The 14,706-nt window shown below is 65.8% G+C and carries 16 protein-coding genes; 7 read left to right on the top strand and 9 right to left on the bottom strand.

Features of this window, described 5'->3' with window-relative positions:
* Window positions 1–16: 16 nt before the first annotated feature.
* On the bottom strand, window positions 17–943 hold the full coding sequence (locus DL238_RS09375) for an NAD(P)/FAD-dependent oxidoreductase (protein WP_115492016.1): 927 nt from the start codon (window positions 941–943) through the stop codon (window positions 17–19).
* Between the two features lie 133 nt (window positions 944–1,076).
* Here DL238_RS09375 and ettA point away from each other — a divergent pair, with 133 nt between their 5' ends.
* A complete protein-coding gene (gene ettA / locus DL238_RS09370; protein WP_115492015.1) occupies window positions 1,077–2,750 on the top strand; it encodes an energy-dependent translational throttle protein EttA in 1,674 nt (557 codons plus the stop codon).
* Between the two features lie 181 nt (window positions 2,751–2,931).
* Here ettA and DL238_RS15925 read toward each other — a convergent pair whose 3' ends face one another.
* Window positions 2,932–3,153 (bottom strand): hypothetical protein, encoded by a 222-nt coding sequence (locus DL238_RS15925; RefSeq protein ID WP_147291004.1) that lies wholly within the window; start codon window positions 3,151–3,153, stop codon window positions 2,932–2,934.
* Window positions 3,154–3,375: 222 nt separating this feature from the next.
* A complete protein-coding gene (locus DL238_RS09360; RefSeq protein WP_115492013.1) occupies window positions 3,376–3,687 on the bottom strand; it encodes a GIY-YIG nuclease family protein in 312 nt (103 codons plus the stop codon).
* Between the two features lie 305 nt (window positions 3,688–3,992).
* Between DL238_RS09360 and DL238_RS09355 the strand changes: the two genes are divergently transcribed.
* From DL238_RS09355 to DL238_RS09345, 3 genes are all read left to right on the top strand, one after another.
* Window positions 3,993–4,571 (top strand): TMEM165/GDT1 family protein, encoded by a 579-nt coding sequence (locus tag DL238_RS09355; RefSeq protein ID WP_115492012.1) that lies wholly within the window; start codon window positions 3,993–3,995, stop codon window positions 4,569–4,571.
* Complete coding sequence (locus DL238_RS09350; RefSeq protein ID WP_115492011.1) at window positions 4,568–4,849, top strand: acylphosphatase; 282 nt, start codon at window positions 4,568–4,570, stop codon at window positions 4,847–4,849. Before DL238_RS09355 ends, DL238_RS09350 begins: the two co-directional genes overlap by 4 nt.
* A 72-nt stretch (window positions 4,850–4,921) precedes the next feature.
* Window positions 4,922–5,422: a hypothetical protein gene (locus DL238_RS09345; protein ID WP_115492010.1), complete on the top strand. Its 501-nt coding sequence runs from the start codon at window positions 4,922–4,924 to the stop codon at window positions 5,420–5,422.
* 218 nt (window positions 5,423–5,640) lie between these two features.
* On the opposite strand, the gene DL238_RS09340 is transcribed toward DL238_RS09345, so the two are convergent.
* Window positions 5,641–6,216: a pyridoxamine 5'-phosphate oxidase family protein gene (locus DL238_RS09340; protein ID WP_115492009.1), complete on the bottom strand. Its 576-nt coding sequence runs from the start codon at window positions 6,214–6,216 to the stop codon at window positions 5,641–5,643.
* A 214-nt stretch (window positions 6,217–6,430) separates the two neighbouring features.
* Between DL238_RS09340 and DL238_RS09335 the strand changes: the two genes are divergently transcribed.
* Complete coding sequence (locus tag DL238_RS09335; RefSeq protein ID WP_115492008.1) at window positions 6,431–7,333, top strand: RcnB family protein; 903 nt, start codon at window positions 6,431–6,433, stop codon at window positions 7,331–7,333.
* A 61-nt stretch (window positions 7,334–7,394) separates the two neighbouring features.
* Here DL238_RS09335 and DL238_RS09330 read toward each other — a convergent pair whose 3' ends face one another.
* A complete protein-coding gene (locus tag DL238_RS09330; protein ID WP_115492007.1) occupies window positions 7,395–7,952 on the bottom strand; it encodes a cytochrome b in 558 nt (185 codons plus the stop codon).
* A 73-nt stretch (window positions 7,953–8,025) separates the two neighbouring features.
* On the opposite strand from DL238_RS09330, the gene DL238_RS09325 reads away from it, so the two are divergent.
* The gene (locus tag DL238_RS09325) at window positions 8,026–8,697 is read left to right on the top strand and encodes a prolyl hydroxylase family protein (RefSeq protein ID WP_115492006.1); all 672 of its coding nucleotides are present in this window, start codon (window positions 8,026–8,028) and stop codon (window positions 8,695–8,697) included.
* Window positions 8,698–8,701: 4 nt separating this feature from the next.
* On the opposite strand, the gene DL238_RS09320 is transcribed toward DL238_RS09325, so the two are convergent.
* Together DL238_RS09320 and DL238_RS09315 are read right to left on the bottom strand one after the other, a co-directional pair.
* A complete protein-coding gene (locus DL238_RS09320) occupies window positions 8,702–10,336 on the bottom strand; it encodes a lysine--tRNA ligase (RefSeq protein ID WP_115492005.1) in 1,635 nt (544 codons plus the stop codon).
* Window positions 10,337–10,422: 86 nt separating this feature from the next.
* Window positions 10,423–10,794, bottom strand: a complete 372-nt coding sequence (locus tag DL238_RS09315) for a VOC family protein (RefSeq protein ID WP_115492004.1) — start codon at window positions 10,792–10,794, stop codon at window positions 10,423–10,425.
* A 114-nt stretch (window positions 10,795–10,908) separates the two neighbouring features.
* Here DL238_RS09315 and soxR point away from each other — a divergent pair, with 114 nt between their 5' ends.
* Complete coding sequence (gene soxR, locus DL238_RS09310) at window positions 10,909–11,349, top strand: redox-sensitive transcriptional activator SoxR (RefSeq protein ID WP_115492003.1); 441 nt, start codon at window positions 10,909–10,911, stop codon at window positions 11,347–11,349.
* On the opposite strand, the gene DL238_RS09305 is transcribed toward soxR, so the two are convergent.
* Window positions 11,346–11,873 (bottom strand): SixA phosphatase family protein, encoded by a 528-nt coding sequence (locus tag DL238_RS09305; RefSeq protein ID WP_115492002.1) that lies wholly within the window; start codon window positions 11,871–11,873, stop codon window positions 11,346–11,348. The genes soxR and DL238_RS09305 overlap by 4 nt on opposite strands.
* A gap of 35 nt (window positions 11,874–11,908) precedes the next feature.
* Complete coding sequence (locus DL238_RS09300) at window positions 11,909–14,677, bottom strand: ATP-dependent DNA helicase (RefSeq protein ID WP_115492001.1); 2,769 nt, start codon at window positions 14,675–14,677, stop codon at window positions 11,909–11,911.
* Window positions 14,678–14,706 lie beyond the last annotated feature (29 nt).

Raw genomic sequence — 14,706 nt, 5'->3', positions numbered from 1 at the left:
GCAAGCCGTTCCCCGATTAGCCTTCGATAAGCCGGGCAAGTTCGAGGCCGGAGAGAAACGCGTTCTCCACCCGCGGCCCCGAAAGCCAGTCGCCGCAGACGCCGATCCGCAGGTCTGCGTCCCACAGCGCGCCCGCGTCGTTCTTCTCGCACATGGCATAGCGCCAGCGATGCGCGGTCCTGAACAGCACCGCCGGCAGATCGCCGACCGCGCGGGCGAAATGGGCGAGCAGCTCTTCGCCGACATTCTCCGCCTCGCGCTCCAGCTGCGCGCGCGACCAGCGCGGATTGGCCTGGATCACCCAGCACTCCTGCTCCGCATCGCGGCCCGGCTTGGCCGAATTGCGCGCCGCCCAGCCGATCGCGCCTGCCTCGGAAAGCGTATCAGGCGCATCGACGCGCCCCTCGAACGCGACCATCGCGGTCCAGCACGGCTCGCTTGTCACGTCCCGCGCATCCTCGGCCAGGTCGGGCGCGTGGCTGGCGAGCAACGGCGCGACCTGTTCGGCGGGGACAGCGACCACGACTGCGTCGAACATCTCCTCATCGCTCGCGCCCGCGAGGCGCCACTGGTGGCCGACGCGCTCCAGCGCATGGATCCGGGTGCCGAAGATCGCGCCTGCTTCTTCGGCCATCGCGTGGATCGGAGCGTTCATGCTGGGGGTGCCGACCCAAGCGCCTTCTTTCGCGGCGGGCCATGCAGCGACGATCCCTTCGGCTTCCCACGCCCGCACCCTGGCCTGGAACGCGATCTCCCGCGCAGTGAAATATTGCGCACCGTGATCGAAGGCGAAGGTCTCGCCCTCGTGCTCCATCCGCCGCGTCGCCATGCGCCCGCCCGGTCCGCGGCCCTTGTCGAACACGGACACCGCGTGCCCCGCCTCGCGCAGCTGCACCGCACAGCTCAGTCCGGCCATCCCGGCCCCGATGATCGCAATTCTCATAGGGTGCACATCGGCGCGCGCGGCCGCCGGTGCAAGCCTCGACCTTGGCCCTACCCGCGCTTGCCCCTGCGCGCGTCTGCCACTATCTGCCGGATCAAATTCCCGAACACCTGCTTATCCGAAGGACCATCCGATGGCCGCGCAATACGCCTACGTCATGAAGAACATGACCAAGACCTTCACCGGCGCCCCCAAGCCGGTGCTGAACAACATCAACCTGCAGTTCTACCAGGGCGCGAAAATCGGCATCGTCGGGCCCAACGGCGCGGGCAAGTCCACGCTGATGAAGATCATGGCGGGGATCGATACCGACTACGCGGGCGAGGCATGGCCGGGCGAGAACATCACGGTCGGCTACCTGCCGCAGGAGCCCGAGCTCGATCCCAACAAGACCGTGCTCGAAAACGTCAAGGACGGCGCGCGCGAAACCGCCGACATGGTCGAACGCTTCAACCAGATCGGGATCGAGATGGGCGAGGAAGACGCCGATTTCGAAGCGCTGAGCGAAGAGATGGCCGAGCTGCAGGACAAGATCGACGCGGTCGATGGCTGGACACTCGACAACCAGCTCGAAATCGCGATGGAAGCGCTGCGCTGCCCGCCCTCCGATGCATCGGTCGAGAACCTGTCGGGTGGTGAGAAGCGCCGCGTTGCCCTCACCCGCCTGCTGATCCAGAAGCCGGGCATCCTGCTGCTGGACGAACCGACCAACCACCTCGACGCAGAATCCGTCAACTGGCTCGAAAACCACCTCGCCGAATATGCCGGCGCGGTGCTGATGATCACCCACGATCGCTACTTCCTCGATAACGTGGTGGGCTGGATCCTCGAGCTCGATCGCGGGTCCTACTACCCGTACGAAGGCAACTACTCGACCTACCTCGACAAGAAGGCCAAGCGCCTTGCGCAGGAAGAGCGTGAGGATTCGGGGCGCCAGCGCGCGCTGTCGGAGGAACTCGAGTGGATCCGGCAGACGCCCAAGGGCCGCCAGACCAAGTCCAAGGCGCGCCTGCGCAAGTTCGAACAGCTGCAGGACGCGCAGAGCGACCGCAAGCCGGGCAAGGCGCAGATCGTGATCCAGGTGCCCGAACGGCTCGGCAGCCAGGTGATCGAGGCGCACGGCATCTCCAAGTCGTTCGGCGACAAGCTGCTGTTCGAAGACCTCAGCTTCACCCTGCCCCCGGGCGGCATTGTGGGCATCATCGGGCCCAACGGCGCGGGCAAGTCGACTTTGTTCAAGATCATCACCGGTCAGGAACAGCCCGACAGCGGCACGATCAAGATCGGCGACACCGTACACCTTGGTTACGTGGACCAGAGCCGCGACGACCTGACGGCGAGCAACAACGTGTGGGAGGAAATCTCCGACGGGCTCGATTACATGAAGGTCAACGGCCACGACATGAGCACGCGGGCTTACGTGGGCGCGTTCAACTTCAAGGGTCAGGACCAGCAGAAGAACGTCGGCAAGCTCTCGGGCGGTGAACGCAACCGCGTGCACATGGCCAAGATGCTGAAAGAAGGCGGCAACGTGCTGCTGCTGGACGAGCCGACCAACGACCTCGACGTGGAAACCCTGCGCGCGCTGGAAGACGCGATCGAGAACTTCGCCGGCTGCGCCGTGGTCATCTCGCACGACCGCTTCTTCCTCGATCGGTTGGCGACGCACATTCTGGCGTTCGAGGGCAATTCCCACGTCGAGTGGTTCGAGGGCAACTTCGAGGCTTACGAGGAAGACAAGCGGCGGCGGCTTGGCGATGCGGCGGATCGGCCTACGCGGTTGGCGTATAAGAAGCTGACGCGGTGAATGTTGCCGCTATGTTCCAACGCTGCTATTCAAAATCCATCCTACATGGAGGGATTTTATGTCGAAGCTCAGAACTAGCTCTCTGACTTTTGTCGGATTTTACGTAAACTCACTGCTCGAAAGTCACCCGGGGGAAATGAGCTTTGAAGAAGTTTATCGAACTCTGAGTGACGGAAATATTTTAGAGCACCTTGCGCAACGATTTCCCGGAGAAACTGACTTCAGTTTGTTCGGAAGCGATAGCGATCAGAGAATGCCGATGCTTGAACTTTTGGAAGAATGCGCCGGTGGCTTGGAGGGCCGTGAGCGACGCAAGGTTGGCATAGAAGAGTGCGGTCTTAACTTGCTGATGGCGTTCATCTTGGAGGCAATTCAGCGGAACGCTTAAGAGCGGTGACAGCATTGTACTTCTCCTTGCAGCGCATACACGGTGCGCGACCCTCAATACCGTTGGCAGGTCGCGACTGAGGAGCTTGAGCCCGGCTCGGAGGCCGCAATGACGTTGCTGGGGTGTAGCGCTTATCCATCCTCGTCGGCCCGTGCTTGACACGGGCCAGGGCTTTTTTTGGCTTGGCGGGAAACAAGAAGAGCCTTGGGCCGTGTCGAGCACGGCCCGACGATGCTGCTATGGGCGTGCGCTATCCCCGCCGAACCACACGTGCCACAGGTCTTTCCACTCGGGGTTCTCCGCCTCGATCAGTGCGAATTTCCATTCGCGGCGCCATTTCTTGACCAGCTTTTCGCGGGCGATGGCGGCTTCGATGTCCTCGTGGCGCTCGGCGTAGACGAGCAGGGTCTTGCCGGTCTGCGCGACGTGATCCGAGCCTTCGCCGGTGCGGTGCTGGTGTGCCCGCGCGATCAGGTCTGCGGTGACGCCGACATACACTCCGCCGCGATAGCGGTTGGCCATGATGTATACCCAGCCGCCCTTTTCCATCTTGTCGTTATGCCGGTGCGGGTGGCTGAAGAGAAGCCTTGGCCCGTGTCGAGCACGGGCCGACGAAAGTGGATAAGGTTGCACCACACCCTCCCCTCCGCTAACCAGCGCCCGTCATCTGGGGAGTAGCCCGCCGTCGCCCACGCGCAGCGGTTCCCTCGCGTCAACATACTCGGCCGAGAGGTCGTGGCGCAGGGGCGCGGAGTGATCCGCACGGGCAAGACCAATGGCACCTGACTTCCGCCTGGCCGGGCGGGAGGTCATGTGCCGTTGCTGTCTTGTTCGCCCGGCCCGGAGATACTCAAGTGGACGCCATCCTCACCTCTACCGCCGTGGTCGCGCTGGCCGAGATCGGCGACAAGACCATGCTGCTCGCCATCGTGCTCGCCGCGAGGTTCCGCGCGCCGGTGCCGATCATCCTCGGCATCCTGGTCGCCACGCTCGCCAATCATGGCATCGCCGCCTTCTTTGGCCATGCGATCGCGGGCCTGCTCGACGGAGAGTGGTTCCGCTATGCCGTGGGGCTGGGATTCGTCGCGATGGCGGCATGGACGCTGGTGCCGGACACATTCGATGACGACGACGAGCCCAAGACAGGCCGCTTCGGCGCATTCCTGACCACCACCATCGCCTTCTTCCTGGTCGAGATCGGCGACAAGACCCAAATCGCCACCATCGCGCTGGGCGCGCAGTTCGGCAGCGTGCTGCTGGTCACCATCGGCACGACACTGGGCATGATGCTCGCAAACGTGCCCGCCGTGTGGTTCGGGCAGGCTATCATCGAGCGCGTCTCGCTCAAGGCCGTGCGGATCGTCGCCGCGCTGATGTTCCTTGCGATCGGACTGTGGGTGATCGCCGAAGCGGCTGGTATGCTGCTTGGATGACCGACATTGCGCACACCGCCACCCACCTGATCCTCCATGGCCGCGTGCAGGGCGTTTTCTACCGCGACTGGACGGTGGAAAACGCGCGCTTGCTCGGCCTCAGGGGCTGGGTCCGCAACCTGAGCGACGGCACGGTCGAAGCGCATCTGGAAGGCGAGGAAGGCGCTATCGCGCGCATGGTCGATGCGATGCGCGACGGCCCTCCCCGCGCCCGCGTCGACCGGATCGAGCAGAGCACCGCCCAGCCGCAAGGCTTCGACGGGTTCGAGCGGCGCTGACTCGCGCTGTCCATAAAGACCCTCAATCATCAGTTCCGGGCCTTGGGCCCTTACTTACGCGTCCCTCCGGGTATGAACACTGATCGACCGCTTCTCTGGCCCGCCATCACTTTCTCCATCTTCTGCCTGATCGGACTCGCCGCGCGCGAGGCGATCGGCTCGGTCTATGGCGCTGCCGAGGCGCGCGACCTGCTCGAGGCACTGTCTCGCGCGGGGCTCTACCTCGGCTCGGCGATCGCCACCGCGTCCGCCACCACGCTGGCGCTGATGCTGACCCTGATCGGGATGATCCGCCGGATCGACACCGAGTTCAGCCGGGAAACCTACCAGCAGGTGACGCGGATCGCGGTGCTGTCGACCGCCACGCTGATGATCGCCTTCCTCGTTCTGCTGGCCTTCACGCTGCCCATCGGCGAGTTCGAGAACCTGCCGCGCGGCTGGTACAATTACCTCTATACGGCGCTGTTCGCGCTGACGGTGATGATGGTTGCGCTGGCTGCGGCGAGCGTGACGATCGTGTTCATGACGATCCGGTCGATCGTGAGCACCATCACTCCGGGCGACGACGTGTAGCCCCCGTCTCGGGTGCAACGCCTCGCGAGCCAGCATTTTCCTACGCCGCTTGCGCGCGCTATCCTCCCGGCGGCTCTTTCTACCGGTGAATGGCGGCGCGGTGGGCGCGCGAAGACCCACAGCGTGCGGACCCGCTCTTTTTCTTGTCCTGGACAGTGTGTCAGGTGTGTCAGGCGAGGCTCACGCGCGACGAACGGAGCGGCGTCGCAGAGTGTTCGTCAGGGCGTAACCCAGCGCGACTCGCCCGTTGCGAGGTCGAACTGCGCACGCCGGTGCCCGTCATGGGCGAGATAGAGCCAGTCCAGGCGCTCGATCTCCACCATCAGCACCGCAAAGTTGGCGCGCGCGGGGACCAGCTCTTCGTCCGGGGGCTCGTGCCCCTCGAAGACATCGGGCAGGCCGGAGGCCGCGCCTTGCTTCACCGTACCGGGCCCATCACCGAGGTAGCAGCGGCGGGCGAAGTTGCTGCCCGCCTCCCACGCAGCCTGCGCGGTTGCGCTATCCGGCTCGATGCGCGCCACACCGCGACAGCGAAGCTGAACCTTCTGCGCCTTGTCGTAGAACAGCACGCCGACCTGTGGCTGCTCGCGGACCGTCGCCACCTTCGGTGCGCGGGTGTCGGTATGGAAACGCAGGCTCCACGCGCTCTCCGTGAAGGCACGCAGCACCATCACGCGCAGATCCGCATCGGCGGTCGCCACGACAGGCGTGTGCATGGGAGAGCGCCGGTCGCTCGCCGCCCGGGCCAGCCGCTGGGCCGCATCGTCACGAATGGCATCGAGCGTGTCGAACATACGCGCCTCAAGGCACGAGCGCCGGGGCGAAGTCAAATTCGGACCCGCAGCCGACCTATCATTCATCAAGTCGAGCGCGAATCTGAACAGAAACCCTTACGAAAGGTTCATATTTGTGTCAGTGCGTATCGGCCATGTAAGAACCCGGGACAAACGGGGCCGCTTGGTGGGTGCGGTGCAAATGGTCCAGCGCAGCAATGGGAGCCGCATTCACATGTACGATCTATCCGACTTTTTCCGATATAGCGGACTGACTGCGGTCGGCCTCGCGCTTGCCGCCACCGGCGTGCCGGCCGGCGCCGCCGTCGGTCAGGCGCCCGCCAATAGCGTGCTGACCTTCGTCGATGCCAGCGCCGCTGCGGTCCAGCCCGGTCGCGAAGATCGCCGTGCCCCGCGCGAGGAGAGGGTACTGCGTGGCGGAAGCGAAAATCGCCAGCAGGCGAGGCAGGAGCGTCGCAGCGAGGCGCGCCAGCAGATCCGGCAGGAACGGCGAAGCGATGCCCGCCAGCAACGGCGCGAAGCGCGTCAGGAACAGCGCCGCGATGGCGATCGCGGCGTGCGGGAGCAACGCCAGCGGGCGGAGCAGGCTCGCCAGGATGCGCTCCGCGAAGCGCGTCGCGATCAGCGCAGGGACGCACGTCGTGACCAGCGCCGCGACTATCGCCAGGACGAACGGCGCGAGGCGCGACGCGATGCCCGCCGGGACTATCGCCGGGAGGCACGTCAGGATTATCGCCGGGATTATCGCCGCGCGGAACGACGCGCAGAGCGTCGCTGGGACCGGCGTGAGGCGCGTCGCGATTATCGCCAGTGGAACCGCAGCTGGCGCAACAACAACCGCTACAACTGGCGCAACTACCGCGCGAGCAACCGCCGCGCCTACCGCCTCGGGCGCTACTACGCACCCTATCGCGACTACAGCTATCGCCGTCTGAGCATCGGTTTCACGCTGGGCAGCGTGTTTTTCGGTAACCGCTACTGGATCAACGATCCGTGGAGCTACCGTCTTCCGGAAGTCTACGGCCCGTACAGGTGGGTCCGCTATTACGACGACGTCCTGCTGGTGAATACCTACACGGGCGAAGTGGTCGACGTGGTCTACGACTTCTTCTGGTAAGCGCGGCCCATATCCAAAGGCCCCGTCGGTTGGACAAACCGGCGGGGCCTTTCCTTGCGCGCTATTCGCGGGCCTTCCCGCCGAACGGCAACATCCGGAAGATGCCCAGATCCCTGTCGATGAAGGTATGCTTGAGCGCGCCGAGCGTGTGCAGCACGATCAGGTAGATCATGATCGTGCCGCCGGTCGCGTGCGCATCGAAGATCGCTCCGCCGAGGTCGCTGTCGGTGCCGACGGGCAGCATGGGAATGGTGAACAGGCCGAAAAAGTCGATCGGTCGATCGACCAGGGAGCTTGCCAGCCATCCGCCCAGCGGAAGGCCGATCAGCAGCACATAGAAAATGACGTGCGTCGCGCGGGCCAGCACCCGCTCCCACTTGGCATAGTTCTCCGGCAAGCGCGGCAGGGGATGGGTCAAACGCCACGCGAGCCGCCCCAGCGTCAGGGCAAGGATCAGCATGCCCAGCGCCTTGTGATTGGCGAAGACGGCGCCCTTTTCGGCGCCCTCCAGATGCTCGGCACTCTCCGCAATCCGCCAGTTCACGATCACCAGGATCGCGATCAGCCAGTGAAAGATCATCGCTCCGGTGCTGTAGCGCGATCGTCTCTCTGTAATCATGCCTCTCTCTCCCACGATCCGAAGACCCGAACCGGGTCTAGCAGGCTCGCGCAGGTGTTGCTACGCAATGGGCATGGCAGAGACCAAGACCAAGGTGCCCGATCAGGACGGGCTCGCGCGCGTAGGCAAGATCGTTCGGCAACGGCTGGAGGCCGATCCCAAGGCCTACAAGGTGCCGAGCGACAAGGCGGAAATCTACGCCATCGGCGAATTCCTGACGAGCAACGAATGCCGCCAGCTGGCGGGCAAGATCGATCAGGTTGCGCGGCCCAGCTCGCTCTACGAAGGCACCTACAAGGACGGTTTCCGCACCTCCTATTCGGGCAATTTCGACCGCGACGATCCGATGGTGAAGATGATCAGCCGCCGGATCGACGATGCGCTGGGCCTGCCGGGCAAGCTGGGCGAGACGATGCAGGGCCAGCGTTACCTGCCGGGCCAGCAGTTCAAGGACCACCACGACTACTTCTACCCGTCCGAGGACTACTGGAAGCAGGAAAAGAAGAACGGCGGCCAGCGCAGCTGGACCGCGATGATGTTCCTCAACAATGTGCCCGCGGGCGGCGCGACCGCCTTCCCCGAGCTTGGCATCCGGATCGAGCCAAAGGCAGGCGTGCTGCTCGCCTGGAACAACGCCAAGCCGGACGGCACGCCGAACGAATATACGCTGCACGCAGGCACGCCGGTGACCGAGGGCGTGAAATACGTCATCACGCGGTGGTATCGCAGCCGCAAGTGGGGCTGACGAGCTAGGCTTTCGCCAGCGCCTCCGCGATCAGCGTGCGGGTGTTGGCGACGCCATAGAGCGCGATAAAGCTGCCCATGCGCGGGCCCTGTTCGGACCCCAGCAGCGTCTCGTACAGCGCCTTGAACCAGTCGCGCAGCGACTCGAAGCCGAACTCCTCGCGCTTGCCGATCTCGTAAACAATCGTCTGCAGGTCTTCGGCGCTCATGTCCGCGGGCACCTGCGACAATTCGCCATCGAGCGCGGCCAATGCCGAGGCTTCGTTCGGCGTGGGCGCGCGGCGCTTCAGGGTCGGCGCGACAAAATCGCGATTATAGGCAAGCGCTGTGCCCACCAGCGCGTCCAGTTCGGGATGCTTCGCCGGATCGGGATCGTCGATGTAGTTACCGAGGTAGTTCCACACCTGGTCGCGCGTAGCGGTCGCGCCCATCACGCCCACCAGATTGAGCAGCAGGCCATAGGTTACCGGCAGACTGTCGCCCGCGCCCCGCGCCTCTTCCGCCTCGTATCCACCATTGGCGCGCAGCAGGTGCCAGGCGGCATTGCCCAGCTGCTTGTCGAGCGCCTGCTCGGGCAGTCGCTCGCGGAACTGCCAGTAGTCATCCACCGCACGCGGGATCACGCCGACATGCAGCTGCTTGGCGCTCTTGGGATTGGGGAAGATGTAGAAGCCGAGCGATTCCTCGCTGCCATAGGTCAGCCATTCGTCGATCGTCAGGCCGTTGCCCTTGGACTTCGAAATCTTCTCGCCCTTCTCATCGAGAAACAGCTCGTAGATCAACCCCTCGGGCTTGCGGCCACCCAGCACCCTGGCGATCTTGCCCGACTGGATGCCGGTATCGGTCAGGTCCTTGCCGTACATTTCGTAGTCGACCCCCATCGCGACCCAGCGCATCGCGAAATCGACCTTCCACTGCAGCTTGGCCATCCCGCCGAGCGCGCTCTGTTCCACTACGGTGCCGTCCTCGTCGGTGAAGCGCACCGTGCCCGCCTCGGCGTCGACGACCTCGACCGGCACCTGCAGCACGCGGCCCGTCACCGGGCTGATCGGCATGATCGGCGAATAGGTCGCCGCCCGCTCGGCGCGCAGCGTCGGCAGCATGATGTCGAGGATCGCCTGGTTGTTGGCGAGCACCCTCTTCAGCGCATCGTCGAACGCGCCGCTCTCGTAACGTTCGTGGCTCGCGACGAATTCGTAGTCGAACCCGAAGCGGTCGAGGAATTCGCGTAGCTTTGCATTGTTGTGATGCGCGAAGCTGGGGTGATCGGTGTCGAACGGGTTCGGAATGCGGCTGAGCGGCTTGTGCAGGTTCGCCTGAAGCAGCTCGGCGTTCGGGACATTGTCCGGCACCTTGCGCAGGCCGTCCATGTCGTCGCTGAAGGCCACCAGCCGCGTCTTGCCATCCTCGGGCTGGGCGCCGATCAGCGCTTCGAAAGCGCGGCGCACCAGCGTGGTGCGCAGCACTTCCTGAAAGGTGCCGATATGCGGCAGGCCTGAGGGTCCGTAGCCGGTTTCGAAGAGCACCGGCGACCCGTCAGGTTTGGCCCCGTCGGGGTAGCGCTTGAGCAGGCGCTGGGCCTCCTGGAACGGCCAGGCCTTGGAGGTTCGGGCGGCTTCGATCAGGTCTTGCATGCTCATGGGCATTGCCTGTTGCGCAGCCTCGGGCGTGTTGCAAGCGCGAAGGCTGCGAAGCGGGCCCGAACATCGGCTCTCTCAGGACCGGCTCATTCATAATCGACCACCTCGAACTCGATCCCGTCCCAGTCGAAGAAGTAGAAGCGGCGTCCGGGTTCGTAATCGTCGTGGCCGAAGGGTTCGAGCCCGTGGCGCTTCACGACCTCCTCGGCGGCCGCCAGATCGTCGACCACGAAGGCCAGATGGTTGAGCGGGTTGCCTTTGACATAGTCGCCCGCGACGTGGCTGCCGGTATAGAGCGCAACATAGGAGTCGGCGCTCCCGACATGGATCGTGCGCCCGTTCCCCATCGAAGGGCCGCTCCAGCGCTCGTGCCACCCCAGCAGATCGACCAGCAGCGCGGCGCTGCGCTCGGGATCAGTGACGGAAATATTGGCGTGTTCCAGACGTCCTGTCGGCATCGCATTTCTCCTTGTTTGGGCGGCGCCGGAGCGGCCCCGCGATTGCGATGCGCATATACATGCAACCTCAACCTCACTTGAGGTCAAGCCTGATTGTGCCTATCGGTGTGATCGATGAAAGCGAACGATCTTCTGCCGATCGGCGAACTGGCCCGCCGAACCGGCCTCAGCGTCTCAGCAATCCGCTATTACGAGAGCAAGGGGCTGATCGAACCGCACCGGACGGGCGGCAATCAGCGGCGCTTCCTGCGCAGCGATATCCGCCGCCTCAGCTTCATCCTGATCGCCCAGCGTCTGGGCCTGTCGCTAGGCGAGATCGAGGCGCAGCTGGCACGCCTGCCGCAGGGCCGCACGCCCAATGCGCGCGACTGGGCCGCGATCAGCCGCGCGATCCGCGACCAACTGGGCGCGCGCATCGCGGAACTGAAGCGCGCGCGCGACAATCTGGATGGATGTATCGGCTGCGGCTGCCTGAGCCTGAAGAAATGCGCGCTCTACAATCCGCAGGACAGGCTGGCGGACGAAGGTCCGGGTCCGCGCAACGTGCTCGCCTAGTCGACCGGGCCCAGTGTTGCGTCGAGATCGCGCGGGCGCTTGAAGTGGACGAGCTTCGCGTTCTGCGCGCCCAGCTCGCTCCAGTCGTCGATCGGCAGTTCGAGCACCGCGAAGGACGCGGTCGGGAATTTCACCATCGCCTCGCGGAAATCGGCCGTCTCGTTCTCGGCCGAAACCAGCGCCAGCACCACGTCCTGCAGGCCGGGATTATGGGCTGCGAGCATGAGCGCATCGCTCTCGCCTGCGAGCTCCTTCACCACCTCGAAATGCGTCTCGGGCCCGGCAAGATAGAGCCGCTGGTCGAAATGCGGATCGACCCCGATCGCGGCTTCCTCGAGCGTCAGCCGCACGCGCTGCGCCGGACTGGCGAGCAGGCAGTCCCATGCGTAATCGCTGCGCCGGATATGGCGGCCCATGATCCGCGCGCCCTCACGCCCGCGCTCGTTGAGGCCACGGTCGAAATCGCGCTGGTCGCGGTCGTCCCAGTCGGACTTGGCATGGCGGAACAGGCCGAGATATTTCACGATACGTGCCTCATCCTCGCCTTGCTCCCAAGTGATTAGCCGGCCGGCATGTCGAATGCGGCGGCCGTTTCGCTTCCCTGCCCTGCCGGAGGCCCCGCCGCAAGTCGGGAGACGGCTTCGTCCAGCGTGACCCTGTGGATCGGCGTGCCCTGCGGGAACGCGCTCAGCAGGCGACTCGGGAAGGCGGCGGACAGGACGACGAAATGGCCCGAGTCCTCGCGGCTGCGGATCAGGCGCCCGAAGGCCTGCGCCAGGCGCGCACGGATGATCCGGTCGTCATAGGCCCCGCCGCCGCCATCTTCCGCAAATGCAGCGCGCCGCGCGCGGTGGAGGATCGTGGGGCGCGGCCACGGAACGGCTTCGAGTACGACGCTCCGCAGCGATTCGCCCGGCACGTCGATCCCGTCGCGCAGCGCATCGGTGCCGAGCAGGCTGGCGCGCGGATCGTCGCCGAAAATATCGGTCAGCGTACCGGTGTCGATCGGGTCGACATGTTGGGCGAAGAGCGGCAGCCGCCCCCGGGCGAGCCGGTCGGCGATCCGCGCGTGGACGGCTCGCAGCCGCTTGATCGCCGTAAACAGCCCCAGCGTCCCGCCGCCCGACGCCTCGATCAGCCGCGCATAGGCCCCGGCGAGCCCGGCGAGATCGCCGCGTTTGATATCGGTCACGATCAGCACTTCGGCCTTGCTCGCATAATCGAACGGGCTTGGCTGGCTGGTCAGGCGCGGCTGGAGGCCGATATGCTCGGCCCCGCTCGACGCGATGGCGCGGGCCCAGTCGATTTCGCCATCGGCCGCGCGGTCGGCCAGCGTCGCACTGGTCAGCATGACCCCGTGCGAGGGTTCGAGAACGACCTTGGCGAAGGGCTTCATCGGATCGAGCCAGCGACGGTGCAGCCCGATGTCGTAATCGCGCGCTTCGAACCGGTCGACCGCCAGCCAGTCGACGAAATCGGGATCGGTCGGCCCGCCGACCCGGCCCAGCAACGCCTCCCACGCGGAAACCAGATCGACCCGCCACGCCAGCGAATGGCGCGCACCCTCGATCCGCGCGCGGCCCTGCGAATCGAGCCAGTCGGGCGCATCCTCGAGCACCGCTTCCAGCCTCTGCCCGAGCTTCAGAAGTGGCTTGCGCAGATCGGCGAGCGCGCCCTGCGCGGCTTGCGCAGCGTCGACCAGCGGCCCCGGCGGATCGGCGATCTCGGTCTCGATCCCGTAGCCCGCCTCCTGCCCGCCGCTCTCGTCGCGGGCGAAAACGGTGGCGCGGACCTGCGCCAGCAATTCCTCCAGCGGGCCCGAGGGTGCGCCTTCGGCAATGCGGCCGAGCCATCCGTCGGCGGGCAAGGCATGCGCGGCTTCGATCGCGGCTTCGACCGCCTCACCACCCGCATCGTCGTAGGACGCGACATCCGCCAGCCGCGCCGCCAGACCGCGCCTGCGCCCGCGCGTGTTGCGTTCGGGCCCGATGATCCAGCGGCGCAGCTCGATCGCTTCCTGCCCGGTGAGAGCAGCGGCGAAGGTGCTGTCGGCGGCATCGAACACGTGATGGCCCTCGTCGAAGATCAGCCGTGTCGGCGGATGGCCATGATGGCGCCCGCGCGCCGCATTGATCATCACCAGCGCATGATTGGCGATCACCAGATCGGCCTGCGCGGAGGTGCGCGCCGCGCGCTCGATGAAGCATTTCCGGTAATGCGGGCACCCGGCGTAGACGCATTCGCCGCGCTGGTCGGTCAGCGCCTTGATCCCGCGCCGGGGGAACAGCGTGCCGAGCCATCCCGGCAGGTCTCCGCCGATCATGTCGCCATCGCGCGAATATTGCGCCCAGCGCGAGACCAGATGCGCAAGGATCGCGCCACGCCCGGCGAATCCGCCCTGCATCGCGTCTTCGAGATTGAGGAGGCACAGGTAATTCTCGCGCCCCTTGCGCACCACGACCGGCGCGCTGCCGTCGGCCCGCTTTTCGGGCCATGCGCGGCGGCTCTCGCGCCGCAGCTGGCGCTGGAGATTCTTGGTATAGGTGCTGACCCAGAGCGTGCCCTGGGCCTTCTCCGCCCACAGCGAAGCGGGCGAGAGATAGCCGAGCGTCTTGCCGATCCCCGTCCCCGCCTGCGCCAGCAGCAGGTGCGGCCTGCCCCGGCTTTCGCGCGGGGCGAAGATTTGCGCGACTTGCGCTGCATAGGCGCGCTGCCCCTCGCGCTGCTCGGCACCCTCGCCCGTCAGCCGCGCCAGCTGGCCGCGCACTTCCTCCTCGCCGATCGAGACCTGCGCGGGCTGCGGCCGCTCGGGCGTCTCTTCCCATTCGGGCAGCGTGGAGAAGAGCCAACGCTCGGCCCGCTCGGGCTTGGCCACGAAGGGGGCGAGCACCTGCGCCCAAGGCCAGCGCGCGCGGGCGAGCGATTGCAGCGTGCTCCACGCGCCGTGCCGCTCTTCCCAGTCGTCGCGCGCGCAGACCGCCAGCATCGCCGCCAGCGCATCGCGCAGGAACAGCGGGGTCGCCGCGTCGTCTTCGGGCGGTTCGATATCGAGCGCCGCGGCCAGCCCCTTGGGCGTCGGCACGCAGAATCTCGCCGGGTGGAGGAAGGCGTAAAGCTCCAGCAGGTCGAGCCCCGATAGATCGGGATAGCCCAGCCGCGCGGCAACCAGCGGCGCGTTGAGCATCAGCACCGGCGTATCCGCGCAGGCATTGATCGCCTGTCCCTTGCCGATCTCCTGCGCATCGCCATCGGGCGACGCCAGCCACAGCCCGGCATGGCTGGCATGGAGGGCGGGCAATGCAGGCGGTTCGGGGGTCGGCGCGGCCATCGCGGGCCAATGTCATGCGTGGGGAACGA

This window comes from Alteriqipengyuania lutimaris, from assembly GCF_003363135.1.
GTDB classification, from domain to species: domain Bacteria; phylum Pseudomonadota; class Alphaproteobacteria; order Sphingomonadales; family Sphingomonadaceae; genus Alteriqipengyuania; species Alteriqipengyuania lutimaris.
The sequence above is the reverse complement of the archived record's forward strand: the minus strand, read 5'-3'. Positions and strand labels throughout refer to the sequence as shown.